28 protein-coding genes are annotated in these 26,265 nt (G+C 70.5%); 16 read left to right on the forward strand and 12 right to left on the reverse strand.

The features are described from left to right. Positions 1 to 5: 5 nt before the first annotated feature. The 4 genes from OHA30_RS23385 to OHA30_RS23400 form a co-directional block, all read right to left on the reverse strand. A complete protein-coding gene (locus tag OHA30_RS23385; RefSeq protein ID WP_328915824.1) occupies positions 6 to 137 on the reverse strand; it encodes a hypothetical protein in 132 nt (43 codons plus the stop codon). Between the two features lie 164 nt (positions 138 to 301). After that, positions 302 to 823: a DUF6879 family protein gene (locus OHA30_RS23390; RefSeq protein ID WP_328915825.1), complete on the reverse strand. Its 522-nt coding sequence runs from the start codon at positions 821 to 823 to the stop codon at positions 302 to 304. Then, positions 807 to 1,019: a hypothetical protein gene (locus tag OHA30_RS23395; RefSeq protein ID WP_328915826.1), complete on the reverse strand. Its 213-nt coding sequence runs from the start codon at positions 1,017 to 1,019 to the stop codon at positions 807 to 809. The genes OHA30_RS23390 and OHA30_RS23395 overlap by 17 nt, the downstream gene beginning before the upstream one ends. 261 nt (positions 1,020 to 1,280) lie before the next feature. Next, positions 1,281 to 2,936, reverse strand: a complete 1,656-nt coding sequence (locus OHA30_RS23400) for a fumarate hydratase (protein WP_328915827.1) — start codon at positions 2,934 to 2,936, stop codon at positions 1,281 to 1,283. 211 nt (positions 2,937 to 3,147) lie between these two features. Between OHA30_RS23400 and OHA30_RS23405 the strand changes: the two genes are divergently transcribed. Further along, positions 3,148 to 3,843: a DUF1707 SHOCT-like domain-containing protein gene (locus tag OHA30_RS23405; RefSeq protein WP_328915828.1), complete on the forward strand. Its 696-nt coding sequence runs from the start codon at positions 3,148 to 3,150 to the stop codon at positions 3,841 to 3,843. 463 nt (positions 3,844 to 4,306) lie between these two features. Then, a complete protein-coding gene (locus OHA30_RS23410) occupies positions 4,307 to 4,660 on the forward strand; it encodes a WhiB family transcriptional regulator (RefSeq protein ID WP_405785385.1) in 354 nt (117 codons plus the stop codon). Between the two features lie 240 nt (positions 4,661 to 4,900). On the opposite strand, the gene glpX is transcribed toward OHA30_RS23410, so the two are convergent. Continuing rightward, entirely contained in the window at positions 4,901 to 5,932 is a 1,032-nt protein-coding gene (gene glpX, locus OHA30_RS23415; protein WP_328915829.1) for a class II fructose-bisphosphatase, read from the reverse strand. Between the two features lie 167 nt (positions 5,933 to 6,099). Here glpX and OHA30_RS23420 point away from each other — a divergent pair, with 167 nt between their 5' ends. After that, entirely contained in the window at positions 6,100 to 6,642 is a 543-nt protein-coding gene (locus tag OHA30_RS23420; RefSeq protein WP_328915830.1) for a DUF4245 domain-containing protein, read from the forward strand. A gap of 29 nt (positions 6,643 to 6,671) precedes the next feature. Here the strand turns inward: OHA30_RS23420 and OHA30_RS23425 are convergent, their stop codons facing one another. Together OHA30_RS23425 and xseA are read right to left on the reverse strand one after the other, a co-directional pair. After that, on the reverse strand, positions 6,672 to 6,911 hold the full coding sequence (locus OHA30_RS23425; protein WP_328915831.1) for an exodeoxyribonuclease VII small subunit: 240 nt from the start codon (positions 6,909 to 6,911) through the stop codon (positions 6,672 to 6,674). An 85-nt stretch (positions 6,912 to 6,996) separates the two neighbouring features. Beyond that, entirely contained in the window at positions 6,997 to 8,226 is a 1,230-nt protein-coding gene (gene xseA / locus OHA30_RS23430) for an exodeoxyribonuclease VII large subunit (RefSeq protein ID WP_328915832.1), read from the reverse strand. Between the two features lie 67 nt (positions 8,227 to 8,293). On the opposite strand from xseA, the gene OHA30_RS23435 reads away from it, so the two are divergent. Beyond that, positions 8,294 to 9,286 (forward strand): 4-hydroxy-3-methylbut-2-enyl diphosphate reductase, encoded by a 993-nt coding sequence (locus tag OHA30_RS23435; protein WP_328915833.1) that lies wholly within the window; start codon positions 8,294 to 8,296, stop codon positions 9,284 to 9,286. A 149-nt stretch (positions 9,287 to 9,435) separates the two neighbouring features. Next, positions 9,436 to 10,173 carry a polyphosphate--glucose phosphotransferase gene (ppgK, locus tag OHA30_RS23440; protein ID WP_328915834.1) on the forward strand — a complete coding sequence of 246 codons (738 nt, stop codon included), beginning with the start codon at positions 9,436 to 9,438 and terminating at the stop codon, positions 10,171 to 10,173. Here the strand turns inward: ppgK and OHA30_RS23445 are convergent. Further along, on the reverse strand, positions 10,094 to 10,780 hold the full coding sequence (locus OHA30_RS23445; protein WP_328915835.1) for a DUF6542 domain-containing protein: 687 nt from the start codon (positions 10,778 to 10,780) through the stop codon (positions 10,094 to 10,096). The genes ppgK and OHA30_RS23445 overlap by 80 nt on opposite strands. 218 nt (positions 10,781 to 10,998) lie before the next feature. Between OHA30_RS23445 and ychF the strand changes: the two genes are divergently transcribed. From ychF to OHA30_RS23475, 6 genes are all read left to right on the forward strand, one after another. After that, a complete protein-coding gene (ychF, locus tag OHA30_RS23450) occupies positions 10,999 to 12,087 on the forward strand; it encodes a redox-regulated ATPase YchF (RefSeq protein WP_328915836.1) in 1,089 nt (362 codons plus the stop codon). Positions 12,088 to 12,289: 202 nt separating this feature from the next. Further along, complete coding sequence (locus tag OHA30_RS23455; RefSeq protein ID WP_328915837.1) at positions 12,290 to 12,880, forward strand: ArsR family transcriptional regulator; 591 nt, start codon at positions 12,290 to 12,292, stop codon at positions 12,878 to 12,880. Then, positions 12,877 to 13,344 (forward strand): hypothetical protein, encoded by a 468-nt coding sequence (locus tag OHA30_RS23460; RefSeq protein ID WP_328915838.1) that lies wholly within the window; start codon positions 12,877 to 12,879, stop codon positions 13,342 to 13,344. The genes OHA30_RS23455 and OHA30_RS23460 overlap by 4 nt, the downstream gene beginning before the upstream one ends. Positions 13,345 to 13,964: 620 nt before the next feature. Then, on the forward strand, positions 13,965 to 15,254 hold the full coding sequence (locus OHA30_RS23465; RefSeq protein WP_328915839.1) for an ice-binding family protein: 1,290 nt from the start codon (positions 13,965 to 13,967) through the stop codon (positions 15,252 to 15,254). Between the two features lie 141 nt (positions 15,255 to 15,395). After that, positions 15,396 to 16,172 (forward strand): DUF5819 family protein, encoded by a 777-nt coding sequence (locus tag OHA30_RS23470; protein ID WP_328915840.1) that lies wholly within the window; start codon positions 15,396 to 15,398, stop codon positions 16,170 to 16,172. Then, positions 16,162 to 17,310, forward strand: a complete 1,149-nt coding sequence (locus tag OHA30_RS23475; RefSeq protein WP_405785380.1) for an HTTM domain-containing protein — start codon at positions 16,162 to 16,164, stop codon at positions 17,308 to 17,310. The genes OHA30_RS23470 and OHA30_RS23475 overlap by 11 nt, the downstream gene beginning before the upstream one ends. Before the next feature lie 102 nt (positions 17,311 to 17,412). On the opposite strand, the gene OHA30_RS23480 is transcribed toward OHA30_RS23475, so the two are convergent. The 4 genes from OHA30_RS23480 to OHA30_RS23495 all read right to left on the reverse strand — a co-directional run bounded on the left by OHA30_RS23480 (position 17,413) and on the right by OHA30_RS23495 (position 20,367). Then, on the reverse strand, positions 17,413 to 17,805 hold the full coding sequence (locus tag OHA30_RS23480) for a DNA-binding protein (RefSeq protein ID WP_328915841.1): 393 nt from the start codon (positions 17,803 to 17,805) through the stop codon (positions 17,413 to 17,415). Next, positions 17,805 to 18,056, reverse strand: a complete 252-nt coding sequence (locus OHA30_RS23485; protein ID WP_328915842.1) for a hypothetical protein — start codon at positions 18,054 to 18,056, stop codon at positions 17,805 to 17,807. Before OHA30_RS23485 ends, OHA30_RS23480 begins: the two co-directional genes overlap by 1 nt. Before the next feature lie 75 nt (positions 18,057 to 18,131). Beyond that, entirely contained in the window at positions 18,132 to 18,719 is a 588-nt protein-coding gene (locus OHA30_RS23490) for a Uma2 family endonuclease (RefSeq protein ID WP_328915843.1), read from the reverse strand. 244 nt (positions 18,720 to 18,963) lie between these two features. Continuing rightward, complete coding sequence (locus OHA30_RS23495) at positions 18,964 to 20,367, reverse strand: glycoside hydrolase family 18 protein (RefSeq protein WP_328915844.1); 1,404 nt, start codon at positions 20,365 to 20,367, stop codon at positions 18,964 to 18,966. Between the two features lie 101 nt (positions 20,368 to 20,468). Between OHA30_RS23495 and OHA30_RS23500 the strand changes: the two genes are divergently transcribed. The 5 genes from OHA30_RS23500 to OHA30_RS23520 all read left to right on the forward strand — a co-directional run bounded on the left by OHA30_RS23500 (position 20,469) and on the right by OHA30_RS23520 (position 26,063). Beyond that, entirely contained in the window at positions 20,469 to 21,506 is a 1,038-nt protein-coding gene (locus OHA30_RS23500) for a DUF4190 domain-containing protein (protein WP_328915845.1), read from the forward strand. A 106-nt stretch (positions 21,507 to 21,612) separates the two neighbouring features. Beyond that, positions 21,613 to 22,365, forward strand: a complete 753-nt coding sequence (locus OHA30_RS23505; protein ID WP_328915846.1) for a GntR family transcriptional regulator — start codon at positions 21,613 to 21,615, stop codon at positions 22,363 to 22,365. Between the two features lie 186 nt (positions 22,366 to 22,551). Continuing rightward, positions 22,552 to 22,740, forward strand: a complete 189-nt coding sequence (locus tag OHA30_RS23510; protein WP_328915847.1) for an SPOR domain-containing protein — start codon at positions 22,552 to 22,554, stop codon at positions 22,738 to 22,740. A 4-nt stretch (positions 22,741 to 22,744) separates the two neighbouring features. Further along, positions 22,745 to 23,134, forward strand: coding sequence for a (deoxy)nucleoside triphosphate pyrophosphohydrolase (locus OHA30_RS23515; protein WP_328915848.1), 390 nt, complete (start codon positions 22,745 to 22,747; stop codon positions 23,132 to 23,134). Between the two features lie 235 nt (positions 23,135 to 23,369). Next, entirely contained in the window at positions 23,370 to 26,063 is a 2,694-nt protein-coding gene (locus tag OHA30_RS23520) for a SpoIIE family protein phosphatase (protein WP_328915849.1), read from the forward strand. Positions 26,064 to 26,265 lie beyond the last annotated feature (202 nt).

The following is a 26,265-nucleotide window of genomic DNA, read 5'->3' on the forward strand; positions in this document are numbered from 1 at the left end:
GGACCTCACTCCCGGTCATCGTCCTGTTCGGCCGGGTCCGCGGCCGGAATGGGCCTCTCCCACTGCCCGTCCGACTCGCGCGGCGACTGCTGCTGATCGCCTTCCGAGCCGCCTTTGCCGTCGTCGTGCCTACCCATGAATTCCTCCCAGTGTCGATCGGAGCAAATCCAAGATAGGCGCTTGGCCACAGTGAGCGGGCATTATTTCCGTGCTCGGGTAAAGATCATGAGCGGAAGCCGCTAGCCCACTCCGACAGACGCGATCGGCCAGGTCGCTTCTCGACTGGCCCAGTTCATCAGGGTTAAGCGTCAAGGCCCTTCACGTACTCCTCGAAGGGGACCGCCTCGGCAAGTGCGATTCGCTGGTACTCCACGTAGGGGGTCACGTCTCCCTTGTAGACTTCTCTGCTTGTCTGCGTGCCGTCGCTCTCATAGTTCATGAGGATGACTTCGGACTTGTCGAACATCCAGAAGTCCTGAACTCCGGCCAGCGGGTTGTCGCGATCCGTCACGTCCATGATACGGATGTCCTCGCCGGCCCAGACATGCGGCAGGTAGTACATGAACTCGTACCGGAGGTAGTCCGAGAGCGGGCGGGTCACGACATGTACGCGCCCCTTGGCCTTCCCCTCCCGACGGACCCTCTTCAAGTCCTCGGTGTACTCGTTCGCGTGCGTGTAAGGATCGATCCGCTCACCCGTGAGAAATGCCCGAATCTCCTCCTCTTCCTGAGGGACGTTATAGAAGGGAAGCGTCTCAAGTCGCCACGCTTCCGCGTGGAAACTCCGAAACTTGGCTTGCCATTCCTCACCATCCAAGAGCACGGACAGCCTCCTTGAGGATTACCTCGGGGATTTCCACCAGGCCCTCACCCGTGGGCGGAGTGAAGGCGTCGGACAGGGTCCCTTGGATCACGAAAGAGCCGTTCTCAGTCCGGTACACGTTCGGGCAATCATTCTGATTGCACTCACCGTTGCCGTTACCGTTTCCGGTAAGGCGGGTCAGTTCCTCGTGTGCCATGTCGAACCCCCCTTGTCGCCGACCCCTGTTGGGGGCAATGACTATGACGGTACGAGTGGTGTGCCGGGGTCGTCCATGCGGCAACGCCGATATTCGCGTTGTCGGGTTGTTGATCTTCGGTGCTTGGAGGGCAGACCAGCCGGGACCGGTCCACGGGGCCCTCCACTACGCGTCAACCCGGAGGCTCCGGGGCGGTCAGCTGGACGCAGCGGAGCCCCCGGCATCCGCCGGAGGGCTCCGCGTACGACCGCTACAGCCTGGTCACGCCTCGCGGCGGACGGGGATGGTGGTGAAGGTGGGGGAGGGGGTCGGGTCCTGGAAGAAGTCGTTGCCCTTGTCGTCCACGACGACGAACGCCGGGAAGTCCTCGACCTCGATCTTCCAGACCGCCTCCATACCGAGTTCGGCGTACTCGACGACCTCGACCTTCTTGATGCAGTCCTGCGCGAGCCGCGCCGCCGGGCCGCCGATCGACCCGAGATAGAAGCCGCCGTGCGCGGCACACGCGTCGGTGACCTGCTTGCTGCGGTTGCCCTTCGCCAGCATCACCAGCGACCCGCCCGCCGCCTGGAACTGCTCGACGTACGCGTCCATCCGCCCCGCCGTGGTCGGCCCGAAGGACCCTGACGCGTAGCCCTCGGGCGTCTTCGCGGGCCCGGCGTAGTAGACCGCGTGGTCCCGCAGGTACTGCGGCATCTCCTCGCCCGCGTCCAGCCGTTCCTTGATCTTGGCGTGGGCGATGTCCCGCGCCACGACCAGCGGTCCGGACAGCGAGAGCCGGGTCTTGACCGGGTACTTGGTCAGCTCCGCGCGGATCTCGGACATCGGCCGGTTGAGGTCGATCCGGACCACGTCGTCGGCCAGATGCTCATCCGTGGTCTCGGGCAGGAAGCGCGCCGGGTCGGTCTCCAACTGCTCAAGGAAGACGCCCTCGGCGGTGATCTTCGCCAGCGCCTGCCGGTCGGCCGAGCAGGAGACCGCGATGGCCACCGGGCAGGACGCGCCGTGCCGGGGGAGCCGTACCACCCGCACGTCGTGGCAGAAGTACTTGCCGCCGAACTGCGCCCCGATACCGATGCGCTGGGTCAGCTCGAAGACCTTCTCCTCCAGCTCCTTGTCCCGGAAGCCGTTCCCCTCGGGCGACCCGGCGGCGGGCAGCTCGTCCAGATAGTGCGCGGAGGCGTACTTCGCGGTCTTGAGCGCGAACTCCGCGCTCGTGCCGCCGACGACGATCGCGAGGTGGTAGGGCGGGCAGGCGGCCGTACCGAGCGAACGGATCTTCTCCTCCAGGAACTTCATCATGGAGGTCTCGTTCAGTACGGCCTTCGTCTCCTGGTAGAGGAACGACTTGTTGGCGCTGCCCCCGCCCTTGGCCATGAACAGGAACTTGTACGCGCCGCCGTCGGTCGCGTACAGCTCGATCTGGGCGGGCAGGTTGGAGCCGGTGTTCTTCTCGTCCCACATGGTCAGCGGGGCCATCTGGGAGTAGCGCAGATTGAGCTTGGTGTACGCGTCGAAGATGCCGCGGGACAGTGCCTCCTCGTCGCCGCCGGAGGTCAGCACCTGCTGGCCGCGCTTGCCCATGACGATCGCGGTGCCGGTGTCCTGGCACATCGGGAGCACGCCCGCGGCGGCGATGTTCGCGTTCTTGAGCAGGTCGAGCGCGACGAAGCGGTCGTTGGCGCTGGCCTGCGGGTCGTCGAGGATACGGCGCAGCTGGGCGAGGTGGGTGGGCCGCAGGTAGTGCGAGATGTCGTGCATCGCCTCGGCCGCGAGCCGGCGCAGCGCCTCGGGCTCGACCTTGAGGAAGGTCCGGCCGTCGGCCTCGAAGGTGCTGACTCCTTCGGAGGTGACGAGGCGGTACGCGGTGGTGTCCTCGCCGAGGGGGAGCAGATCCGTATAGGAGAACTCGGGCATAGGGGGTATTCCTCACTCGGCTGCGTCGACGCTGAAGCCCATTCAGGTTAGAGCGTCCCGGGGCCGCCACCCTTGTGAGGTCCCCCTCACCTGCTCCCCGGGTCCGGCGGCGGGAGCCCGGGCCCCGCACCCCGCTGGGCGCTCCCCCTAGGGGACCCGCCCGCAAACCTCGGGGTAGTCGCGATCTATCGCGTCTGTGTACGGTGGACGCGTGGATGAATCGCCGCTCCAGAAGCGCCCGCAATCCCCGGCGGCCCCGACAGCCCCGGCAACCCCCGCGGCCCCGGTCGCCCAGGCCGAGCTGCGAGCCTCGGACGCGGACCGCGACCGTATCGCCGACATCCTGCGCGAAGCCCTGGCCGAGGGCCGCCTCGACGCCACCGAGCACTCCGAGCGCGTCGAGAAGGTCTACGCCGCCAAGACCCTCGGCGAACTGGAGCCGCTGGTACGGGACCTGCCGGTCGGCCCGACGGCCGTCCAGGCGCCGGCGGCCGTCCCCCGCGTGTACACCCCCGACCCCAGCGGCGAGAACCCGAACCTCGTCGGCATCCTAGGCGGCGCCGAACGCAAGGGGCGCTGGCGCGTCGGCCACCGGATCACCGCCGTGGCCATCATGGGCGGCGTCGAGATCGACCTGTCCGAAGCGACCTTCACCGCACCGGAGTTGGTCATCCACTGCACGGCGATCATGGGCGGCGTCAGCATCCGGCTGCCGGAGAACGTGACGCTGCGCGGCGGCGGGGTGGTCGGCATCATGGGCGGCTCCGACATCAAGGCGTTCGAGTCGCCGGAGCCGGGCGCGCCGGTGGTCCGGGTCGACGGACTCGCCTTCTGGGGCGGCGTGGAGGCCAAGGCCAAGCGCGGCAAGAAGGTCAAGGACTGGGTGAAGAAGCGGCTCGACGGCTGAGGATTCGCTTGGCGCTTGGCGCTCGGCTTTTCGGCGGTTGGCTTTTCGGTGCCCGGTACTCAGCGTCTGGCGCTGCGTTGCTCGGTGTTCGGGCCGGTCCGCGGGCATCCGCGCGCACGGCCGGTGCGCGTCCGGGCGGCCGGATCGCGCCCGCGCCCGGACCTCGCCCGGCCTCCGGCGCCCGCCGGAAGCGGGCCCGCGCCGCGCTGACGCGCGGCCAATCACGCACCAGGCGCGAGCGCCTGGTGCGTGTGTACGCCACCGATCGTGCGTGTTCATGCCAATTCGCAGGTCGGGACGTCACCGCTGTGACACCAGTGATGAACACGGTGCGCATGAAGTCGCGCACAGCGGGTAGGGGAACGGCACGCCGCCGCACGGCTGCCCCGGCATCCCCTTGCCCGGGACGCCGGCCGGCGACGGGCAAGCGTGGCAATCGCCGAGCCGTCGTCAGGAGTTACCCGTGCTTCAACCGATCGAGCCCGTCACGGACCCCGCGTTCCCGCCAGGTCACCCGCGGGACCTGGGCGGCCCCTGGCACTCGGAGGCCGCGTGTCGCAGCGATGAGGCGGGGCTGTTCTTCGCCCCCTCCAAGGAGCCGACCGCGGCCCGGCTGTCCCGCGAGGAGGCCGCCAAGCGGGTCTGCGCCCGCTGCCCGGTGATGCTCGAATGCCGCGAACACGCCCTGCTGCAGCCCGAGCCGTACGGCGTGTGGGGCGGGATGACCGCCGCCGAGCGCCGGGTGGTGCTGGCCCGCAGGCGCCGCCGCGAGGTCGAACTCCAGCGCCCCGCCGCCCGGATAGCCGCCGCCGGTTGACCGCGTCGCATCTCCCGCCCACCGGCCGCGGCCCAGGGAGCACGGGGCCCGGGCAGGGGCGGCCGGGGCAGGAGATGCGACGCGGCACGGTGTCACGCGGCCGTGCCCGGCCGTACGACCGCGCTCGGACATACGACGTCCGGCTGTACGACGTCCGGCTGTACGACGTCCGGCTGTACGACATCCGGCTGTTCGACCGTGCTCAGCCGTACGACCGCGCCCAGTCCGGCGGGGCCGTGCTCAGCGCGCCCGGTCGAAGTCGATCGCGCTGTACGCCCGCAGCTTCGACAGCCGGTGCACCGAGTCGATCTGCCTGATCGTGCCCGACCTGGAGCGCATCACCAGTGACGAGGTGGTCGCGGTCTCCGCGCGGTAGCGGACCCCGCGCAGCAGTTCGCCGTCCGTGATGCCGGTCGCCACGAAGAAGACGTTGTCGCCGCTGACCAGGTCCTTGGTGTGCAGCACCCGGTCCAGGTCGTGCCCGGCGTCCAGCGCACGCCGCCGCTCGGCATCGTCCTTGGGCCACAGCTTTCCCTGGATCGTGCCGCCCAGACAGGTGATCGCGCAGGCCGCGATGATGCCCTCGGGAGTGCCGCCGATCCCCAACAGCAGGTCGACACCGGTCCCTTCGCGTACGGCCATGATCGCGCCCGCCACGTCGCCGTCCGAGATGAACTTGATCCGGGCGCCCGTCTCGCGGATCTCCCGGGCCAGTGTGTTGTGGCGCGGCCGGTCGAGCAGCACGACCGTGACGTCCTCGGGGGCACCGCCCTTGGCCTTCGCCACCCGGCGGATGTTCACCGCGGCCGGCGCCTCGATGTCCACGAACTCCGCCGCTTCGGGGCCCGCCACCAGCTTGTCCATGTAGAAGACCGCCGAGGGGTCGAACATCGTGCCCCGGTCGGCGACCGCGAGCACCGAGACGGCGTTCGGCATGCCCTTGGCGGTCAGCGTCGTACCGTCCACGGGGTCCACGGCGACGTCGCACTCCGCACCGGTGCCGTCACCCACCCGCTCCCCGTTGTAGAGCATCGGCGCTTCGTCCTTCTCGCCTTCGCCGATGACCACGACGCCGTTCATCGAGACGGTGTGCACCAGCGTCCGCATCGCGTTGACCGCGGCGCCGTCGGCGCCGTTCTTGTCTCCGCGGCCGACCCACCGCCCGGCGGCCATCGCGGCGGCCTCGGTGACCCGGACCAACTCCAGGGCGAGGTTGCGATCGGGGGCCTCCGGGCTCACTTCGAGTTGCGGGGGCAAGTGCTGTTCGGTCATCACGCGCACCTTTCTGTACGAGGACGGCCGGAAATGAGGGTGCTGTGACCCTATCGCCTGCCCGCTTATATGAGCAGTACGCCTGTCACATGAGCGCACGGAGGGTTGCGGAGAGCCACCGGACCCCGGGGGTCGGGGCGCTTCCGGGCATGGGGGACGATAGGGGCGTGGCAGCAGACAAGCGTGGTAACAAGACGGTCCGGGACCTGGTGCTGTCGATGCTCGTGCTCGGCGTCGTCGTCTACCTGATCTATCTGTTCATCCCGCACGACTCCAAGGCGTCCCCGGTCAAGGCGGTCAGCTACACCGTGGAGTTGCAGCAGGCCAGGCGTGACGCGCCCTATCCGGTGGCCGGTCCCGAGGGCCTGGGCGCGGGCTGGCGGGCGAACAGCGTCACCTACGACGCCTCCGACGCCAAGAACGTCACCTGGCACCTCGGCTTCATCGACCCCGCGCAGCAGTACGTGTCCGTCGAGCAGACCAACGGCCCGGCCGCAGCCTTCGTCCGCAAGGTCACGCTCGGCGCCCACCGCGACGGGAACCGTACGGTCGAGGTCGCCGGGAAGACCTGGGACCGCTGGACGGGCGGCCGCTACGCCGCTCTGGTCCGCGAGGAGACCGGTTTCACCACCGTCGTCCTGGGTACTGACGGCGAATCCCAGCTCCGTAAGCTGGCCGCCGCCCTCCAGGAGCGCCGCGGCGAGCAGTAGCCCGCTCAGTCGCGGCCCGCAGCTCCCCCTCAGTCCTCGGGGGAGTCCCCGGCCGTGGCTTCTTCTTCCGCGGCCAGCGCCGCGTCGAGCCGGGCCCTGGCCCCCTCCAGCCAGCGACGGCAGATCTTCGCCAGCTCCTCGCCCCGCTCCCACAGCGCGAGGGACTCCTCCAAGGTGGCGCCGCCCGCCTCAAGCCGGCGGACGACGTCGATCAGCTCGTCGCGCGCCTGCTCGTAGCCGAGTGCCGCGGTGGTGTCCTGGTCTGCCATGGGGGCAAGCCTAGGCCGGGGGTACGACAGGCCCCGCCAGGCCCCGCGTCACCCGCCGTCCGTTTCGCCGGGAACCCGGCCGCTCTCACTCCCGGGCCGGGGACCGGTCCCCGGTCACCCGCACCGCGAACTCCCCCTCGGCGACCCGCGCCCGCAGCGCGTCCCCCGCCGCCACCTCGCCCGCTTCCCGTACCACCGAGCCGTCCGCGCGCTGGAGCACCGCGTAGCCGCGCCGCAGGGTCTGCGCGGGGGAGAGGGCGACCACCCGGGCCAGGGTGTGCGTCAGGTCCGCGTCCGCGCGGTCCAGCAGATGCCCGAGCGTGCGCCGCGCCCGGTCCAGCCGGTCCGCGAGCTGCGCCTCGCGCTCGTCGACCATCCGGTACGGCGCCGCCATCGACGGCCGGCTCAGCGCCGCGTCCAGCCCCCGTTCCTCCCGGTCCAGCAGCCCCCGCACCACCCGCAGCGCCCGGTCCCGTACCAGCCGCACCCGGGCCAGCTCCTCGCGGACGTCCGGCACGACGCGCTTGGCGGCGTCCGTCGGGGTGGACGCCCGCAGATCCGCGACCAGGTCGAGCAGCGGCGAGTCCGGCTCGTGGCCGATCGCCGAGACCACCGGTGTGCCGCACGCGGCGACCGTACGGACCAACTGCTCGTCGGAGAAGGGCAGCAGGTCCTCCACGCTGCCGCCGCCGCGGGCCACCACGATCACATCGACCTCGGGGTGCGCGTCCAGTTCGTGGATCGCCTCGATCACCCGCGGCACCGCGGCCGCGCCCTGCACCGGCACATTGCGCACCTCGAAGCGGACGGCGGGCCAGCGCAGCCGCGCGTTCTCCCGTACGTCCCGCTCGGCGGCCGAGGCGCGGCCGGTGACCAGGCCGATCAGCTGCGGAAGGAAGGGCAGCGGGAGCTTGCGGTCCAGCGCGAAGAGCCCCTCGGCGGCCAGCTTCTTCTTCAACTGCTCCAGCCGCGCGAGCAGTTCTCCCACCCCCACCGGCCGGATCTCCACCGCGCGCAGCGACAGCGTGCCCCGAGGCCCGTACCACTCCGGCTTGGCGTGCACCACGACCCGGGCGCCCTCGCCGACCACGTCCGCGACCTGCTCGAAGACCGCGCGGAAGCAGGTGACGGACAGCGAGACGTCGTGCGAGGGGTCGCGCAGCGTCAGGAACACCACACCCGCGCCCGGCCGCCGCGACAGCTGGGTGATCTGCCCCTCCACCCACACCGCGCCGAGCCGGTCGATCCATCCGCCGATCAGCCGCGACACCTCGCCGACCGGGATCGGCGCGTCCGCCGAGGTGTTCAGAGCCATACCCGGCACATTAGAGCCTGGCTCCGACACCGTGCGCCCCACCACGGGCCCCGGGCGCCCCCGTACGATGGACCGCATGACTGCAACGACTCCCCGCCGCGTCCTCCTCGCCGCCCCCCGGGGGTACTGCGCGGGTGTGGACCGGGCCGTGATCACCGTCGAGAAGGCGCTTGAGCAGTACGGCGCGCCGGTCTACGTGCGCAAGCAGATCGTGCACAACAAGTACGTCGTGCAGACCCTGGAGAAGAAGGGCGCCGTCTTCGTCGACGAGACGGAGGAGGTGCCCGAGAACGCCATCGTGATCTTCTCCGCGCACGGTGTGGCCCCGGTCGTCCACGAGGAGGCCGCACAGCGCAGTCTCGCCTCCATTGACGCGACCTGCCCGCTCGTCACCAAGGTGCACAAGGAGGCCGTGCGGTTCGCCGACTCCGACTACGACATCCTGCTCATCGGCCACGAGGGCCACGAAGAGGTCGTCGGCACCATGGGCGAGGCCCCCGAGCGGATGCACCTCGTGGACGGGCCCGCCGACGCCGCCAAGGTCGAGGTCCGCGACGAGTCCAAGGTCGTCTGGCTCTCCCAGACCACCCTGTCCGTGGACGAGACGATGGAGACGGTCGACGCCCTCAAGGAGCGCTTCCCGCAGCTGATCAGCCCGCCCAGCGACGACATCTGCTACGCCACCCAGAACCGTCAGGTCGCCGTCAAGGAGATCGCCGGGGAGGCCGATCTGGTCATCGTCGTCGGCTCCCGCAACTCCTCCAACTCCATCCGGCTGGTCGAGGTCGCGCTCCAGTCCGGCGCCGGGGCCTCGTACCTGGTGGACTTCGCCGAGGAGTGCGAGGACGGCTGGCTTGAGGGGGTGCGCACGGTCGGGGTGACCTCCGGCGCCTCCGTCCCCGAGATCCTGGTCGACGGTGTGCTGGAGTGGCTTGCCGCGCGCGGCTTCGCGGACGTCGAGGTCGTCACGTCGGCCAAGGAGTCGATCCAGTTCTCGCTTCCCAAGGAACTGCGGCGCGATCTGCGTGCGGAGCTGGCCGCCGGGGAATCGGCCAAGTAGTGAGGTTCGCGGGGACGCGCGGTCCCCGGGACGCGTCGGCGTTTCACGGAAGGCCGGCGGGGCCCGGGGGCCACCGGGGCTCGCCGGATTCACCGTGCGTGAGGACTGCCAACGGGTGAGGCTTTCCGCTCCCCCCTAACGTGGAGGCCATGAACGTGTTCGGTGTGGACATCGGCGGTACGGGCATCAAGGGCGCTCCGGTCGACCTCGACAAGGGCGACCTCTCCGACGAGCGTTTCAAGGTCCCCACCCCGCAGCCGGCGACGCCGGACGCGGTGATCGGGGGAGTGCGCGAGGTCGTCCGCCACTTCGGCTGGACCGGCCCGCTCGGCGTGACCTTCCCCGGCGTCGTGGTGGACGGCGTGACCCGTACCGCGGCCAATGTGGACGGCGGCTGGGTCGGCTACGAGGCCCGCGACCGGATCAGCGACGCGCTCGGCCAGCCCGTGGTGATCATGAACGACGCGGACGCCGCCGGGGTCGCCGAGATGACCTTCGGCGTGGGCCGCGGCCGGGGCGGCACGATCATCATGCTGACCCTCGGTACGGGCATCGGCAGCGCCCTGTTCGTGGACGGCCGGCTCGTGCCCAACACCGAGCTGGGCCACCTGGAGCTGGAAGGCCACGACGCGGAGAAGCGCGCCTCGGTCAAGGCCCGCGAGGACCACGATCTGAGCTGGGAGCACTGGGCGCGGCGGCTGAAGAAGTACCTCGCGCACCTGGAGATGCTCTTCTCGCCCGACCTCTTCGTGATCGGCGGTGGGATCAGCCGGAAGTCGGAGAAGTTCCTTCCGCTGATCGAGGGAATCAGCGCGGAGATCGTCCCCGCGGAGCTTCAGAACAACGCGGGGATCGTCGGCGCCGCGATGGCCGCCGCAAAGCTCTGACCCCGACGATCAGCGCGGCCAGCACCGTACCGGTGTAGAGCCAGCCGGTCAGCACGGCCAGGCCGGTGAAGACGCCCAGCGCCCGGCCGACCAGACCGCCGCCCCCGTCGTCGGCCGTCAGGATGATCCCGACGGCGAAGGCGATGGGCGCGGCGACCGGGGCCGCCACCAGGTCGTACGGGCGTACGCAGACCGCGCCCGCGACGCTGACGGCCACGAAGACCAGGCCGAAGAGGACGCCGGGGCCGTGGAAGAGCAGGGCGTCGAGTGAGCCGCCCAGCACGGTGACGACGGTGGTGAGGGCGCCGGTGCCCAGGCCGGTCAGACGGGGCCTGGGCCAGCGGCTGGAACGGGTGGCCCCGGAGATCCCGGCGGTCCGGGAGGCGGCCGAGGGCTTGGGCCGGCCCGCCGTCCGGGCGCCCATCGGCAGGGGGCGCGGGGCCTTGGGGGCGGTCGGCCGCGGGGCACCGGTGGTCCGCGGGGCGGACGGCGTGGGGCGGGCGGCGGCCGCCGCTGGGCGGGAGGCGCGAACCCTGGGGGCCGCTCCGCCGCCGGGCCCCGGCGCGGGCGTCTGGCCGGGGCCTGTGCGCGCACTGTGTTGGTCCACCCACTCAACGTAGGCACGTTCTGGCGATCCCGCAGGAGCGGGACACGCTGATTCGCTCGGCTGGGTGCGGTGTTCGAAATGCTCCGTTCGAGTGGGGCCGGGGGCCGGCGCGGGGGCCCGTAGACTGGGTGGGTCTTCGTGGACCGGGCGCGCTGTGCGCTGTGCCCGTTCCCCGGCTCTTGTCCCGGCCTTCGGCCTCGCTCACGGGAAGTCGCCACGTGTCGCTCTCCATCGGAATCGTCGGTCTGCCGAATGTCGGCAAGTCGACGCTCTTCAACGCCCTGACCAAGAACGACGTGCTGGCGGCCAACTACCCGTTCGCCACGATCGAGCCGAACGTCGGGGTGGTGGGCGTCCCCGACCCCCGGCTCACCACGCTCGCCGGGATCTTCAGTTCGGTACGGGTGCTGCCCGCCACGGTCGACTTCGTGGACATCGCGGGCATCGTGCGCGGCGCCTCGGTGGGCGAGGGGCTGGGCAACAAGTTCCTCGCGAACATCCGTGAGTCCGACGCGATCTGCCAGGTCATCCGGGCCTTCAAGGACGAGAACGTCGTCCATGTCGACGGCAAGGTCTCGCCCAAGGACGACATCGAGACCATCAACACCGAGCTGATCCTCGCCGACCTCCAGTCGGTCGAGAAGGCGATCCCGCGCCTGACGAAGGAAGCGCGCCTCCAGAAGGAGAAGGCGGCGGTGCTGGCCGCCGCCGAGGCCGCGCAGAAGATCCTCGCGGCCGGCGACACGCTCTTCTCGGCGGGCATCACCAAGGGCACCGAGCAGGGCACTCTCCTGCACGAGCTGCACCTGCTCACCACCAAGCCCTTCCTCTACGTCTTCAACGTCGACGAGGACGAGCTGACCGACGAGGCGTTCAAGGACGAGCAGCGCGCCCTGGTCGCGCCCGCCGAGGCGATCTTCCTCAACGCCAAGCTGGAGTCCGACCTCGCGGAGCTGGACGACGCGGAGGCGCTGGAACTGCTCCAGTCGGTCGGCCAGCAGGAGCCGGGGCTGGCCACGCTGGCCCGGGTGGGCTTCGAGACGCTCGGCCTCCAGACGTATCTGACGGCCGGCCCCAAGGAGTCCCGGGCCTGGACGATCAAGCGCGGGGCCACCGCGCCCGAGGCGGCGGGGGTCATCCACACGGACTTCCAGAAGGGCTTCATCAAGGCGGAGGTCATCTCCTTCGCGGACCTGGTGGCGACCGGCTCGGTCGCCGAGGCCCGCGCGAAGGGCAAGGCCCGCATGGAGGGCAAGGACTACGTCATGCAGGACGGCGACGTAGTGGAATTCCGATTTAACGTCTGAGCGGTTTATCGCCTTTCGCCGGGTGATGTGCCCCGGCAGGCGGATCAGAAGGGGTCGGACTCCGGCGAGTCCGACCCCTTCCGCATTCCGGTGCCGGCTTGGTGCTCACTCTTGGGCGCCTCGCAGCGGCCGCTCCAACCGTTCGGGTGAACGTGCGAATGCGGACTGTTACTTTCATTGGACGCCTGATATTCTGCGTCCAATGAAAGTATCGCCGAGCCTGCTCCCCATCCTCCGGTCTCGCATGCAAGGGGAGCTCCTCGCGTTGGTGCTCCTGCATCCGGACCGCGAGTACAGCATCACCGAGCTCGCGGCCGAGGTCGGCGTGACCCCCACCGCTGTCCTGCGGGAGGTTGACCGGTTGGCTGGTGGTGGCATCCTGGCTGATCGGCGCGTGGGGCGCAGTCGCCTCGTCAAGGCCCGCACGGACACTCCGCTGTACCGTCCGCTGAGCGAGCTCATGTCCGTCTCCTTCGGCCCCGTGCCCGTGCTCACTGATGCGCTCGCTGGACTCGAAGGCGTGGAGCGGGCCTACATCTACGGCTCGTGGGCCGCTCGGTACAACGGTGAGCCGGGGCTGCCGCCTGCTGATGTGGACGTCCTCGTTGTGGGTGCCCCCGATGCCGACGCGCTCTTCGACCTTGCCGAGGAGGCGTCACGGCGCTTGCGTCGTGAGGTCAACGTGCATCGGGTCTCCGCCGCGGCGTGGGAGGCCCGGACGGACGATCCGTTCCTCGCCAGCGTTCGCGAACGTCCCCTGGTACAGCTGGACCTTGACTTGGAGGCGCAATGACGCGCTGGAATCAAGGGCGGTCGACAGTTGACGCGCTCATCGCCGGCGGCGGACTTGAACGAGTCCCCGCTTCTCAGGAGGCCGCCGAAGCGGAACTGGTCCGGGCGCGTGTGCATGTCGGCTCCGCACGGCAGTTGGCGGCCACGGACCCGGAAGGCGCGTACACGCTGGCCTATGATGCCGCGCGCAGGGCGCTTGCCGCGGTATTGCAGAACCAGGGACTGCGCGCGACCAGTCGCGGTGGTCATACCGTCATCTATGAGGCTGTGCGGGCGCAGCTCGACCCGCCGCTCGGGACCATGCTGCGTCCCTTCAACCGCATGCGAGCCCGACGCAACGAGGTCGAGTACCGGTCGTCGGAGGCCCCCGCTGTGACATCGGAGGAGGTCGCGGCCGACTTGGCGAAGGTGGAAGCGCTCATCGAACTCGCGGAGAAAGCGATTCCGAACATGCCGCGTTACTGAAGCTCTGATCCGCCTGATCGACCGCAGGGCTTGAGCGGCGGCCTTGTCTTCCCGTGCTGATTCTGTGCTGACTTGAGCCTCGCAGAACCGCGTTTCCACAGGTGGGAGAGCTGTCGCGTGCATTTCGTTTCAACGTCTGAGCGGTTTATCGCCTTTCGCCGGGTGATGTGCCCCGGCAGGCGGATCAGAAGGGGTCGACTCCTCCGGGAGCGGCCCCTTTTGTTGTGCCCGTGTGAAGAGGAACCGACCCCGCGGGGTTCCGTCACGATTGTCGAATATTGGGCCATCCGGCGCTACTTCGGAATGTCGGGCGTGGCGGGGGAAAGTTTTTACCTTTCCCGGAGAACTCCTGTGACCAGGGGATATGAGGGTTCGGATTGGGCCATTACGGGAGAGATGGCGGTCCGGCGCGCATGAGGGCTCGTCGTGTGAATCGCTGAGATCCCTACGCTGATGCCGACTCTTTCCTCATGTTGTCGCGATTCTGCCGTTCGAGGGAATTGCCGTCTGCTGTGGGAAAGAGGGGGTCGGTGATTCACCGGCACCCGGTGAACCGCCCTCGAACTTTCGTTTCCCCATAGGGAGTAGGCTCATCGATGAAATTGCTGAAAGTCCTGGGTATGCCCGGCAGGCGTGCCCTGTCCTCGTCGGTCGCCGTGGTGGTGCTCGTCGCCGGCGCCTCGGTGGCGTTGCTGCCGACGTCCGCCTCCGCCATCGCGACAGCCGTGCCGCTGGGCACGGTCGACAGCTTCGCGGTGCTGGGCGGCCAGTCGGTCACCAACACGGGTCCCACGACGGTCACCGGTGACCTGGGGGTGAGCCCGGGCACGGCGATCAGCGGTTTCCCGCCGGGTCTGGTGAACGGTGCCACCCACTCCGCCGACGCTGTCGCCCTCCAGGCCCAGAGCGACCTGACGACGGCGTACAACAACGCGGCCGGCCAGGCGCCGGACGCGAGCATCTCCGGTGACCTGGGTGGTCTGACCCTGGCTCCCGGTGTCTACAACGCGTCGTCCTCCATCGGACTCACCGGCACGCTCACCCTGGACGCCGCGGGCGACCCCAACGCGGTGTGGGTCTTCCAGATCGGCTCCACGCTGATCACCGCCTCGAACAGCCGGGTGCTCCTGATCAACGGAGCCTCGCCCTGCAATGTCTTCTGGCAGGTGGGCAGTTCGACCACGCTCGGCACCGACACCACCTTCGTCGGCACCATCATGTCGCTGACCTCCACGGGCCTGAACACCGGCGCGACCGTCAGCGGCCGCGCCCTGGCCCGTAACGGCTCCGTGACGCTGGACACCAACACCATCACCCGGCCCTCGTGCGGTACGACCACAGGGGGTACGACGACGGGCGGCACGACCACCGGCGGGACGACCACCGGGGGGACCACGGGCGGCACCACGGGCGGCACCACGTCGGGCGGCACATCGGGCGGCCTTCTGGGCGGCGTCACCACCGGTGGGCTCCTGGGTGGCGTCACCACCGGCGGGCTTCTGGGCGGTGTCACCACCGGCGGCCTGATCGGCGGCAGTTCGATCGCCGGCAACACGGTCGGCGGCGGCTCCGCCGGTAACACGGCGGGCAACACCGCCGGGAACACCGCGGGCAACACGGCGGGCAACACCGGAGGCGGCCAGGGCCGTCCGCCGCAGCACGGGAAGCCCCCGTACGAGCACAAGCCGGAGCACAACAAGCCGGGTTACGGGCAGCCGGAGCAGCAGCCGGGTTACGGGAAGCCGGAAGAGCAGCCCGGATACGGCCGGCCGGAGCAGCAGCAGCCGGGTTACGGGGCCCCCGAACAGCAGCCGGGTTACGGCCAGTCCGGGCAGCAGCCGCCGGAGTACGGGAAGCCGGAGCAGCAGCCGGAGTACGGGCAGCCGCAGGAGAACTGGCACACCGAGTAGGACCACGGGAAGCCGGTCAAGCAGTACTGACGCCTGACGGCTCAGCCCGGCCCGGCGAGTGCGTACGCGCTCGCCGGGCTGGGCCACGTGGGCCCGCGGGCACAGCACGTCCAGCAGAGAAGTCGCGAGAGGAGGGCCGGGATGGCATCTACTGGCCCAGGAGACGTACAGGACACCGGTGAACCGGTGGGTGTGAGAACACCGGAGGGAATCCGGCTCGGCAAGCAGCCGCACGTCATTCGCCGTGAACCGCCCGGCAGACAGGCTCTGTTCACGCCTCCGGACGACCACGACAGGCTGGCGGCACTGCCGCTTCCGCTGCGCGTCGCGACGAGAGCCGCCGCCGCCCTGATCGTGGTGGTGTCCCTCCTTCATGTGCTCTTCGTGTTCCTGCACGTGGCTCCCACGAACCCCGTCTCCCAACGCTACGCACGGCAGATCCAGGGCTGGATCTATCCGTTCTTCGAACAGAACTGGCTTCTCTTCGCCCCTGAACCGGAGTCGTCCGTCCCGCAGATCTCGGCCCGGACGGTCAGCGCTTCCGCCGGCGGCTCACAGCGGATCAGCGGCTGGTTCGATCTCACCGCGGTCGACAACGCCGCGGTCAGGCACGACCCTTTCCCGAGCCACACCGCGCAGAACATGCTCCGGCGGGCGTGGGCGGGTTATCTCCAGTCCCATGGCAACAGCGACGTGTCCTACTCGGACCGTGCGGTGATGTGGCAGGAGTACCTGCGGAACATCGCCGTGGACCGGGTCCCCGCCGCTCGGACCGGTGACATCGACGGGATTCAACTCCGCGTCCGCACAACCCCGGTACCCGGATACGACGCGGCCGGCCGCGTGCACCGGGTTTCGCCCTCGGCGGTCGACACCCGCGATCTGCCCTGGTGGAAGGTGACCGCACATGGCCACTGAACAGACCGCGACTCCCGTGCCCCCCACGGGTGGCGCTCCGCGAACGGACGCCATCGGCCCCGCGTGGCTGGCCCGCGCCGGCTTCGGCGGCATGATCGGCCTGCTCACCCACCGCCCGATCTCGCTCTACGCGGCGTCGGTGCTGCGCATCGGCTACGGGCTGTGCTATTTCGCCTTCCTGGTGCGTGAGTTGCCGCACCGCGATCAGATCTGGGGCCCGGACTCCCCGTGGACCCCGGCCCTGGCCGACGAACTGTTCCGTCAGACAGGGTGGTTCAGCCTTCTCACCCTGTCGGACAGCAAGGTGTACTTCGACCTCTGTTACGCGCTGGCCCTCGTCGTCTGCGCACTGGTCATGCTCGGCTGGCGGACCCGGGTGATGTCCGTGCTGTTCGCCCTCGTCGTGGTGTCGTTCCACGCGCGGGCGATCTTCATGACCGACGGCGGCGACAACCTGATGCTCCTGATGGCCATCTATCTCGCCTTCACCGCGAGCGGACGCCACTGGTCGCTGGACGCCCGCCGGGAAGCACGCCGGGCGGGCAAGGCCGGACCGGGCCGCCAGGCCATGTGGCGGGCGACGAGCGATGTGTGGTCCCAGCTCGACCTGGCCCGTACGAGCCTGGTCAACGCCCTCCACAACTGCGCGATGTTCGTCATCGCGGCCCAGGTCTGCCTTCTCTACGGGTCAGCGGGGCTGTACAAGGTGCAGGGCTCGTCGTGGCAGTCGGGAACCGCGCTGCACTACGTCGTGAACCTGGACCTCTTCCGGCCGTGGCCCGCGCTGTCGGCGCTGGTGGACAGCCACCCCCTGTTCATCGCCGCAGCCTGCTACCTCACCGTGCTGATCCAGGTGGCCTTTCCCTTCGCCCTGTTCAGCCGGCTCAAGTTCGTTCTCCTGGTCATGCTGCTGGGGATGCACATCGGCATCGCCGTGCTCATGGGGCTTCCGCTCTTCTCCGGCGCCATGATCGTTGCCGACGCGGCTTTCCTTCCGGACCGCTTCTACCGGTCCGCGGCGTCGCTGTGCCGCCGTGCCACGGCCTCCCTCAGGGGCGAGAGGCCGACGCCCCCGGCGCCGCGTGCTCCGCTCGTACCGTCGCAACAGGGCGACGCAGAGCCCGCACACCACCGCTGACCCCGAGCAACCGCCGCACCCCCGCTGCCGACCGATCACGTCGGCAGCGGGGCCGCGGCCGGTCCGGCGCCGAATACGTTCGGCGTCAGGTGTGGTGGGGCCTTATACCTTGACGACCTGCACGGCGGGGCCGCAGAGGAGCGTCAGGTCTTCGGGGCCGGACGTGAGAACGGTGACCGGCCCTGGCGAGCTGTGGGCGACAGCGGCAAAAGCGGCGTCGATGGCGTACTTGTGGCCGTGGAGCCGGTGGAAGCGAAGGAGGGCTGCCGCCCGGTCGGTGACCTCCCTGGTGACATCGTGGACGTCGACACGCGAGAGGACCCACTTGACGCGGGCGGGGTGGATGCGTTCGTAGTCGGCCTCAAGGGTGGTCATGGCGCTTGTGGCCACGCGGACGCCCTCTTCCGATGCTGCCTGGACCAGGGCCATGACGGTGCGGTCCTTGCGGTACAGCTTGGAGAGCCCTTCGCTGTCGAGCAGCAGGGTGCCGGGCATCAGGCGGCGGCTCCGCCCGCCTGGAAGTGATCATGACGCAGCAGGGCGCGGGCCGCCTCGACTTCCTCGCGCGTCAGCTCGTCGTTGTCGGTCTCGAAATCGGCGACGATCTCCCGGAGCTTGTCCATGGCCACCCGCTGTTCGAGCGCTTCGGCGACATAGGCGGAGAAGCCGCCGGGCCCTACGTGCGTGCGTGCGGCCTCGGCGAGCTCTTCAGGCAGGCTGATCGAGTACTTTTTGCTACCGCTCATGGAGGCGATCCTACCATCGGTAGCAATTCGCGCGACGTGGGTAGGAGTCGTCGATCCCCTTCGGGTCGGGGTGTCCTAGGGGTGGGGGTGGCGGGGTGGGGTGAGTTTGCGGAGGTCGAGGTTGATCTCGAACGGCACAGGGCGGTGGAGGGTGTCACGGAAGATGCCGGCGGGTGCGTAGGACGCCGTCGGCTTGTCGAGTTCGTAGACGTGGACGACGGGTGCTCCGTCCTCGTCCTCGATGCACCAGTAGTGCGGAATGCCGGCCTCCGCGTACTTGCGCAGCTTCACCGTACGGTCCTGGTGGGCCGACTCGGGGGAGACCACCTCGACGGTCAGCCGTACCTCGTCCGGTGCGAACCATGTGCGGTCGCCGTCGAAACCGGCCGTCGTCACCAGCAGATCCGGCTCGGGCCGGTTGCGCTTGTCGAGCCTGATGGTCATCTCGCGCCCGACTCTGACGTCAGCGGGTGCCTGCTCCATGAGGGCGACCGTGAGCATCGTGACGAGGTGACCGTGCCACCACCTCTGCGGGGACATCATGAAGACGAGCGCTCCGTCGATCAACTCGGTATGCCGTGGCGCCTCGGGGAGGCGGTCCAGATCCTCCGCGAACCAGCCTTCCTCGCGCGGCGGGCGCATCCAGTCGGGCAGTGCGGTCATGGAGCAATCCTAGCGACGCCGCCCGTCCGGCGTGGGTGTCCAGGCGCTCGCGCCGGGGCGTCGTGGCTGGTGGCGAGGGGGCGACGGTGCCGGTCGGACGAGGGGGACGCGGCCCGGTTCGGTCGACGACACACCTTCCCAGCCCCGCCCCGGGCGCACCGGACAAACGGGCGGAGCCCGTACGCCGGAGTAACGGCGTACGGGCCCCGCGCTCGGAGGATGCCGCCGAGGGCGTCGCGCGCGCTCAGCGGTGCCGGACCGGCCCGCTCAGCCCCTTGTGCAGCGCGCTGACCAGCTCCCCGTTCGATGTGTCACCGTCGAGCGACCACATCATCACACCGCCGAGATGCTGCTCCCGGATGTACGACGTCTTCGCGGTGAGGACCTGCGGATCGTCGTACGTCCAGAAGTTCGTACCGTCGTAGAGCCAGGCGAAGCCGTTGCGCGTGTCGCGATGGACGGCGTATGTGCCCGAGGCGGCGAGGGCCTTGAGCGCGTGGTAGTCCTCGTTGCCGGCCTGCCAGGTCGCGGGCGCCGGGCCGGTGGAGGGCTGGAAGAGCCCCGCCTTGCCCCCGTCGGGCACGCCGGTCCACCCCTGTCCGTAGAACGGCACCCCGAGCACGAGCTGACGGGCGGGGGCGCCCCGCCGCAGCCAGTCGTTGATCGCCTGGGTGTCGCTGAAGTCGTGCGCGACCGGGGTGTCGCGCGGGGCCTTGAGCGCGGACTGCTGGTTGGTGGTGGTCTCGTACGGGCCGTGGAAGTCATAGCCCTGGACCGTGCCGAAGTCGAGGTAGCCGAAGATCTTCCGCACCTCGAAGCCCGCGTCGATCTTCGCCGGGGCGGCCGGGAGGAAGGCGCTCAGGTCGTAGTGCTTGTGGGTCGTACGGCCGTAGGCGTCGAGTTGCTTGCGGAACTCGGCGGCCAGCGCGGTGAAGTTCTGCTTGTCCTGCGGCCGGTAGACGGTGTCCACGTCACCCGACGAGCCGGGCCACTCCCAGTCGATGTCGACGCCGTCGAAGAGCCCGGCCGCGGAGCCCGGGCCGCCCTTGCCGTCGAGCAGCGGCAAGTTGCCCTTGATGAAGATGTCCAGGCAGGAGGCGACAAGTGCCTTGCGGGAAGCGGCGGTTCTGGCCGCGTCCGAGAAGTGCGTGGACCAGCCCCAGCCGCCGATCGAGATCAGCACCTTCAACTTCGGGTGGGCGGCCTTGAGTTCGCGCAGCTGGTTGAAGTTGCCGGCCAGCCGCTGTTCCGCGGTGTCCGCTGTGCCGTTGACCGAAGTCGCGGCGTCCAGCGGCCGCTGGTAGTCGGCCCAGGCGTCACCCTCGCCCGCGACGTTCGCCTCGAAGCACTTGCCGTCGGCGCCGATGTTGGCGAACGCGTAGTTGAGGTGGGTGAGTTGGGCGGCGGTGCCGGACGTCTCGACGTTCTTCACCTGGTAGTCGCGCCCGTAGATGCCCCACTGGGTGAAGTAACCGACGCTCTTGTACGACGTGTTGGCCCGGGCCGGGCTGCTGTGCCCGTGCCCCTGCCCGGGTCCGTGCCCGCTGTGGGCCTGTGCGGAGCTGCCGCCGGTGAGGGCGGGCAGGACGGCGACCATGGAGAGAGCGGCTGCCGTCGCGGCCATACGGCCGAGGATTCGTCGACGCATGGCGTGAAAGTATTTGGCCTAGACCAATGAAGCAAGGGGAACGGCGGAACTCGCGGGCCGCCCGCCGGATCTGGCATGCACGCGCCCCGTAAACTCCCCTGGTGGACATACCTCCGCCCCCGCCCCCGCCGTCCCCCGAAGACGCGCCACCGCCACCCCCCGGCCCGAGCCTGCACAAGACCGCCCCCGAGGGCCCGCCCCCGCCGCCGCCCGCGCCGGGCGATCCGTACGGGACCGGCGGCTCGTCGTACGGCGGCGGCCTGCCGGTCTACCCGCAGCAGTCGTACGGCCAGACGTTCCCGGGTCAGGCACCGCCCCCGCCCCCGTACGGCGGCCAGTACGCCCAGCAGCCCTACGGCCAGCCCCCGTACGGTCAACCCCCCTACGGCCAGGCCCCGTACGGCCAGGTCCCCTACGGCGCTCCCGGCCCGTACGCCGGCGCGCCCTATCCCGGCGGGCCCTACGGCCCCGGCTACCCCCCGCCCCCGCAGGGCTGGTACGCGGTCGAGCGGACCACCAACGGCATGGCCATCGCCTCCCTGGTGACCTCCCTCACCTGCGTCCCGCTCCTCGGCGCGATCCTCGGCATCGTCGGGCTGCGGCAGATCAGGCGGAACGGCCAGCGCGGCAGGGGGCTGGCCATCGCCGGGGTGACGGTGTCCGGGGTGTGGGTGGTGTGCCTGGCGGCGCTCATCGCGCTCGGCGCGCTCGCGGACTTCGACGAGGGCAACACCCGGGTGGACGACATCAGGGTCGGCGAGTGCTTCAACACGGTGGGCAGTTCGCTGGCGGACTACGACGGCGGCGGCAAGATCTCCACCACCGTGGACGTGGTGTCCTGCGACAAGGAGCACGACGCGGAGGCGTTCGCGATCTTCTCGGTCGACGAGGAGTTCAGCGGCGGTTACCCGGGCGTGGATCGCATTTCGGACATCGCGGGCTCGAAATGCGCCACCTATGCGGACGATTACCTCGACGACGAGTCGCTCGTTCCTGATCTGAGCATCTACTACTACATGCCGCCCCGGGCGGGCTGGAATCACGGCGACCGCGGTGTGACCTGCTTCTTCGGCAGCCAGGACGGCAAGGTGAGCGGTTCGGTGAAGTCGGGCGGGCAGGGTCCGGGCTTCGGGGTCTGAGGCCCGGGGTGGGGCCACGGCGAAGGGTGATGCTCAGGGGAAGGCTTGCGGTCGAGTACCGACCGTTGCCAAGCTGTCGCAGAAAGTCAACTCCTGGGAGTGGCACGTGGCCTTCGGTGAGCAGCCCGCCTACCTTCGCGTCGCCGAGGATCTGCGACGGAAGATCCTCGACGGCACGCTGCCGCCGCACGCCCGGCTGCCGTCGCAGGCCCGGATCCGCACCGAGTACGGCGTCTCGGACACCGTCGCCCTCGAAGCGCGCAAGGTGCTGATGGCCGAGGGGTATGTCGAGGGCCGGTCCGGCTCCGGCACCTATGTGCGGGAGCGGCCCCGGCAGCGCCTGATCATCCGCAGCGGCTACAAGCCGTCGGGCGTGCCCAGCCCGTACCGGCAGGAGCAGGCGGACGAGAGCAGCAAGGGCACCTGGGAGGCGCAGAGCGTCCAGGACGTGGCGAGCGTCGAGGTGGCCCAGCGGCTCGGGATCGGGGTCGGCGACCGGGTGATGCGGACGCACTACCTGTTCCGTACCGAGGGCGAGGCGTCGATGCTCTCCACGTCGTGGGAGCCGCTGGCCCTCACCGCCCGCACCCCGGTGCTGCTGCCCGAGGAGGGGCCGGTCGGCGGACAGGGGGTCGTACCGCGGATGGAGGCGATCGACGTCCTGGTCGACCACATGGCCGAGGAGGTCGCCGCCCGGCCGGGCCTGGCCGAGGAGACGGCCGCGCTCGGCGGGGTGCCGGGCCATATCGTCCTGGTCATCCGGCGCACCTACTTCGCCTCCGGAAGGCCGGTGGAGACGGCCGACGTGGTGATCCCCGCGGAGCGCTACCGGGCGGTCTACCACCTGCCCGTACGCTGACAACCGGCCATGCTCGGCGGCATTGTGACACCCCGTCAACATCTGGTCGAACGGCTGGCCGATTCGGTACCTCTTCGTGGTATCCCGTACCCGCGCTGTGAACCTCGGGCGTAGGGTCGGGCATATGCGCTTCGCCCATCCGCGCGGGCGCTGAACGCGTGAGATTCCGCATGAGGGGGCTGCGTAGTGACGTCCGAGCTCGTCTGGGTCCTGATACGGCAGGACGACGGCGGTAATCGGTACCGGGTCGGGCGTTACGCCACCCGGGCGGAGGCCGAGCGGGTCGCCGACGCACTCGGCGTGGCCGGGCCCAGAGTCCCCCAGCAGAGGTTGTACGTCATAGAGCGGGTCGCACCGCGCCCGACACAGGGGTGAGCACATGAGTACGGGCGTCGTGGTCGCCGGGGCGCTGCTGCGCGGAGGCCGGCTGCTCGCGGCGCGACGGACCGCGCCCGTGGAACTGGCCGGGCGCTGGGAGCTGCCCGGCGGCAAGGTGGAGCCCGGCGAGAGCGCGCCGGAGGCCCTGGTGCGCGAGCTGCGCGAGGAGCTGGGCGTCGAGGTGCGGCCTCTCGAACGGGTGCCGGGGGAGTGGCAGTTGGCCGGCGGGCGGGTGCTGCACGTCTGGACGGCCCGGCTGGTCGGCGGGGAGCCGCGGACCTTGCAGGACCATGACGAGGTGCGGTGGGTCGGTCCCGCGCAGGCCCGTGAGCTGGACTGGCTCGACCCCGACCGCCCGGCGGTCGCCTGGCTCGCCTCCCGGCTCGGCTAGCTCCGCCCGGCCGGTTCCGTACGGCGCCGCCTGAAACGCGACGCGGGGCCCGGCGCCCCCGACCCGTCCGCGCGGCACGTCGGCCTCACGCCCGCCCCCGCGCGGGGCGGCACGCACCCCCGCGCCGGTGGGCGGCACCGCCGGGATGGGGGCAATATCGGGTAAGAGGGCATATACCTGCTGTCGCAGGCCGGGCGCGTGGACGCCCGGCCCTACCCGGTCGGGGGTGCAAGGAATGAGCGCCAGCGGCGACGACCCGGAGGTGCCGCCCAGCCGCGCCCCCGTGGACCCGCCGCACGACGCCCCCGCCGACCCGCCGCACAAAGCCCTCGCCGACGGGCCGCCCGACGCCCCCGCCGGCCCCCCGCGCAGACCCGGGCTCCAGCCGGACGGCGGAAGCAGCCGGAAGAGCGGCACCGGCACCCTCCTCGACACCCTCCGCGTCGCCGTCGTGATGCTGGACACCTCCGCCCGCGTCCTGCTGTGGAGTCCGCTGGCGGAAGAGGTGCTGGGCTGGACCGGTGAGCGCGTCGTCGGCCACCGGGTGGCCGGCCTGTTCGGACCCGCCGACGACCCGCCCCTCGGCGGCGACCACGGCCTGGAGGCGTACGAGTCGGAGCCCTACGAGCCGGACCCGTACGACGAGGACCCCGCCGGCCGGCCCCCGCGTCCGCACTCCGTCCCCCCGCCGGGCCGGGCCGAGCAGATCCTCGGCGACCTGCTCAGATTCGGCCGCTGGAACGGACTGCTGGCGCTGCGGCACCGTGACGGCCACATCGTCCAGGTGGAGACCCGCGCGAGCCTGCTGGTGGACGGCGACGGCCGCCCGTTCGTGCTGGCGTCGATGGTGGAGATCAGTCGGCTGCGCACGCTGGAGCACGACCTGGCCGCCCTGGACTCGCTCTTCGACGCCTCGCCGCTCGGCGTCGCCATCTTCGACCGCGATCTGCGCTACGTACGGGTCAACGAGGCCCTGGCCCGGATGAACGGCGTGGACCGCGCCGCCCACCTCGGCCGTACGGTCGCCGAGGTCATCGACATCCCGGACGCCGACGAGCTGGCCGAGTTGCAGCGCAAGGTGCTGACCACCGGCCGACCGGTGATCGACCTGGTCGCCACCGGGCCCGGCGGCCGTGGCCACCGCTCGCTGTCGTACCACCGGCTCGCCGACCGGGCCGGGCGAGTGCTGGGCATCAGCGCCACCGTCATCGACGTCACCGAGCGGGTCGAGGCCGCTGCCCGGGCCGAGCGCAGCCGCCGCCGGCTCGCGCTGCTCAACGACGTCGGCGTCCGGATCGGCGGAGTGCTGGACGTGCGCAGGGTCGCGGAGCGGCTGGCGGAGGCACTGGTGCCGGCCTTCAGCGACTACTCCGGGGTGATCCTGCACGCGGAGGTCGCCGAGGGCGGCGAACTGCCCACCGCGCCCTACAGCGAGAACACCCCGATGCGGCAGCTCGGCGTGGGCGCGGTGCGCTGGGTGCCCGCGGTGGAGCGGATGCTGCGCCGCGGACAGCCGATCGGCTTCACCCGGGACTCGGTCTTCGGCACGGTGCTGGCCACCGGCGAGCCCCGGCTGGTCGCCTCGGAGGAGGAGCTGCGGGAGACGACCTTCCCCGACGACCCCAAGGTGGGCGCCGCGGTGGAGCTGGGCATCACGTCCATGCTGGTGCTGCCGCTGCGGGCCCGCGGGCTGGTGCTCGGCCTGCTGGTGATCAGCCGGGGCGGCGGCCGTGAGCCCTTCGACGAGGACGATGTCGCGCTGGCCGTGGAGCTGGCCGACCGCGCGGGCTCGGCCCTGGACAACGCGCGGCTGTACGTACGCGAGCGCGAGGGCGCCCTGATGCTCCAGCGCAGCCTGCTGCCGGTCACCCTGCCGCAGCCGCCGGGCGTGCGGATCGCCTACCGCTATGTGCCGGGCAGCAGCGGTACGGAGGTCGGCGGCGACTGGTTCGACGTCATCCAACTCGCGGGCGGGCGGGTGGCGTTCGTGGTCGGCGACGTGATGGGCCACGGCCTGGGCGCCGCCGCCACCATGGGCCGGCTCAGGACCGCCGTACGCACCCTGGCCGGCCTCGACATGGCCCCCGACGAGCTGCTGCGCCGGGTCAACGAACTCGGCGACGACCTCGCCCAGAACCGGTCCGAGGGCTGGATGGCCACCGCCGTGTACGCGGTGTACGACCCGTCGACCCACCGCTGCTCCATCGCCCAGGCCGGGCATCTGCCGCCGGTGCTGGTGGAGTACCACGACGACGCCCGCCAGTGCGACGCGCGGCTGCTCGACCTGCCGACCGGCGTACCGCTCGGCGTGGGCGGGGTGCGCTTCGAGACCACCGAGATCGACGTGCCCGACGGCTCGGTGCTGGTCTTCTACACCGACGGTCTGGTGGAGTCCCGCGGCGAGGACCTGGGGATCGGTCTGGAGCGGCTGCGCGACACGCTGTGCCGCCGGCTGGACTCCCTGGAGGACGCTTGCGACGAACTGCTCGCCACCCTGGAGCCCGGCCGCGAGCCCGACGACGTGGCGCTGCTGATGGCCAGGCTCGGCGGTCTGCCCGCCGGGTCCACCGCGCACTGGACCTTCCCCGCCGAGGCGAGCGCCGTACGGCTGGCCCGCCGCAGGGTCCGCGACACGCTGGTCCGGTGGGAGCTGACCCCGCTGTCGGACGTCACGGTGCTGCTGGTCAGCGAGCTGGTGACCAATTCGCTGCGGTACGCGCACGGGCCGATCGGGGTCCGGATGGTCCGCGGCACCTCGCTGCTGGTGGAGGTCTCCGACCCGCTGCCCGACCCGCCCAGGGAGCGGGTCGCGGCCGACGACGACGAGGGCGGCCGGGGCCTGCAACTGGTGGCCAGGGCCTCACGGCGGTGGGGGACACGGCACGGTCCGCTGGGCAAGACCGTGTGGTTCGAACTGGCTCTGCCGTGAGGGCGCGCCAGGGCCTTCCGGAGGCACCGTCCGGCCCCGCCGCCGGGGCGGCCGGAATGATTCGACGGCACTGTGCCGGGTATGCCGAAGAGGCGGGAGCGAAAGGTGCGACCGTGGTGTTCCGGGGACGGCCCCCGTGCCCCGGGAGCCGAGATGATGCTGTGATCGACAAGACCGTGTCCTGGACGGTCGACATGCTGAA

The sequence above is a fragment of the Streptomyces sp. NBC_00223 genome (assembly GCF_036199905.1).
In the GTDB taxonomy this organism is placed as follows: domain Bacteria; phylum Actinomycetota; class Actinomycetes; order Streptomycetales; family Streptomycetaceae; genus Actinacidiphila.

What these genes read in the sequence shown, in the direction of transcription:
- OHA30_RS23495 (WP_328915844.1), bottom strand. Translation starts at nt 20,367, where the DNA reads ATGCGTCGACGAATCCTCGGCCGTATGGCCGCGACGGCAGCCGCTCTC.
- OHA30_RS23465 (WP_328915839.1), top strand. Translation starts at nt 13,965, where the DNA reads ATGCCCGGCAGGCGTGCCCTGTCCTCGTCGGTCGCCGTGGTGGTGCTC.
- OHA30_RS23435 (WP_328915833.1), top strand. Translation starts at nt 8,294, where the DNA reads ATGGACCGCATGACTGCAACGACTCCCCGCCGCGTCCTCCTCGCCGCC.
- OHA30_RS23480 (WP_328915841.1), bottom strand. Translation starts at nt 17,805, where the DNA reads ATGCCCGGCACCCTGCTGCTCGACAGCGAAGGGCTCTCCAAGCTGTAC.
- OHA30_RS23520 (WP_328915849.1), top strand. Translation starts at nt 23,370, where the DNA reads ATGAGCGCCAGCGGCGACGACCCGGAGGTGCCGCCCAGCCGCGCCCCC.
- OHA30_RS23400 (WP_328915827.1), bottom strand. Translation starts at nt 2,936, where the DNA reads ATGCCCGAGTTCTCCTATACGGATCTGCTCCCCCTCGGCGAGGACACC.
- OHA30_RS23425 (WP_328915831.1), bottom strand. Translation starts at nt 6,911, where the DNA reads ATGGCAGACCAGGACACCACCGCGGCACTCGGCTACGAGCAGGCGCGC.
- glpX (WP_328915829.1), bottom strand. Translation starts at nt 5,932, where the DNA reads ATGACCGAACAGCACTTGCCCCCGCAACTCGAAGTGAGCCCGGAGGCC.
- OHA30_RS23460 (WP_328915838.1), top strand. Translation starts at nt 12,877, where the DNA reads ATGACGCGCTGGAATCAAGGGCGGTCGACAGTTGACGCGCTCATCGCC.
- OHA30_RS23385 (WP_328915824.1), bottom strand. Translation starts at nt 137, where the DNA reads ATGGGTAGGCACGACGACGGCAAAGGCGGCTCGGAAGGCGATCAGCAG.
- OHA30_RS23485 (WP_328915842.1), bottom strand. Translation starts at nt 18,056, where the DNA reads ATGAGCGGTAGCAAAAAGTACTCGATCAGCCTGCCTGAAGAGCTCGCC.
- ppgK (WP_328915834.1), top strand. Translation starts at nt 9,436, where the DNA reads ATGAACGTGTTCGGTGTGGACATCGGCGGTACGGGCATCAAGGGCGCT.
- OHA30_RS23475 (WP_405785380.1), top strand. Translation starts at nt 16,162, where the DNA reads ATGGCCACTGAACAGACCGCGACTCCCGTGCCCCCCACGGGTGGCGCT.
- OHA30_RS23490 (WP_328915843.1), bottom strand. Translation starts at nt 18,719, where the DNA reads ATGACCGCACTGCCCGACTGGATGCGCCCGCCGCGCGAGGAAGGCTGG.
- xseA (WP_328915832.1), bottom strand. Translation starts at nt 8,226, where the DNA reads ATGGCTCTGAACACCTCGGCGGACGCGCCGATCCCGGTCGGCGAGGTG.
- OHA30_RS23515 (WP_328915848.1), top strand. Translation starts at nt 22,745, where the DNA reads ATGAGTACGGGCGTCGTGGTCGCCGGGGCGCTGCTGCGCGGAGGCCGG.
- OHA30_RS23470 (WP_328915840.1), top strand. Translation starts at nt 15,396, where the DNA reads ATGGCATCTACTGGCCCAGGAGACGTACAGGACACCGGTGAACCGGTG.
- OHA30_RS23455 (WP_328915837.1), top strand. Translation starts at nt 12,290, where the DNA reads ATGAAAGTATCGCCGAGCCTGCTCCCCATCCTCCGGTCTCGCATGCAA.
- OHA30_RS23395 (WP_328915826.1), bottom strand. Translation starts at nt 1,019, where the DNA reads ATGGCACACGAGGAACTGACCCGCCTTACCGGAAACGGTAACGGCAAC.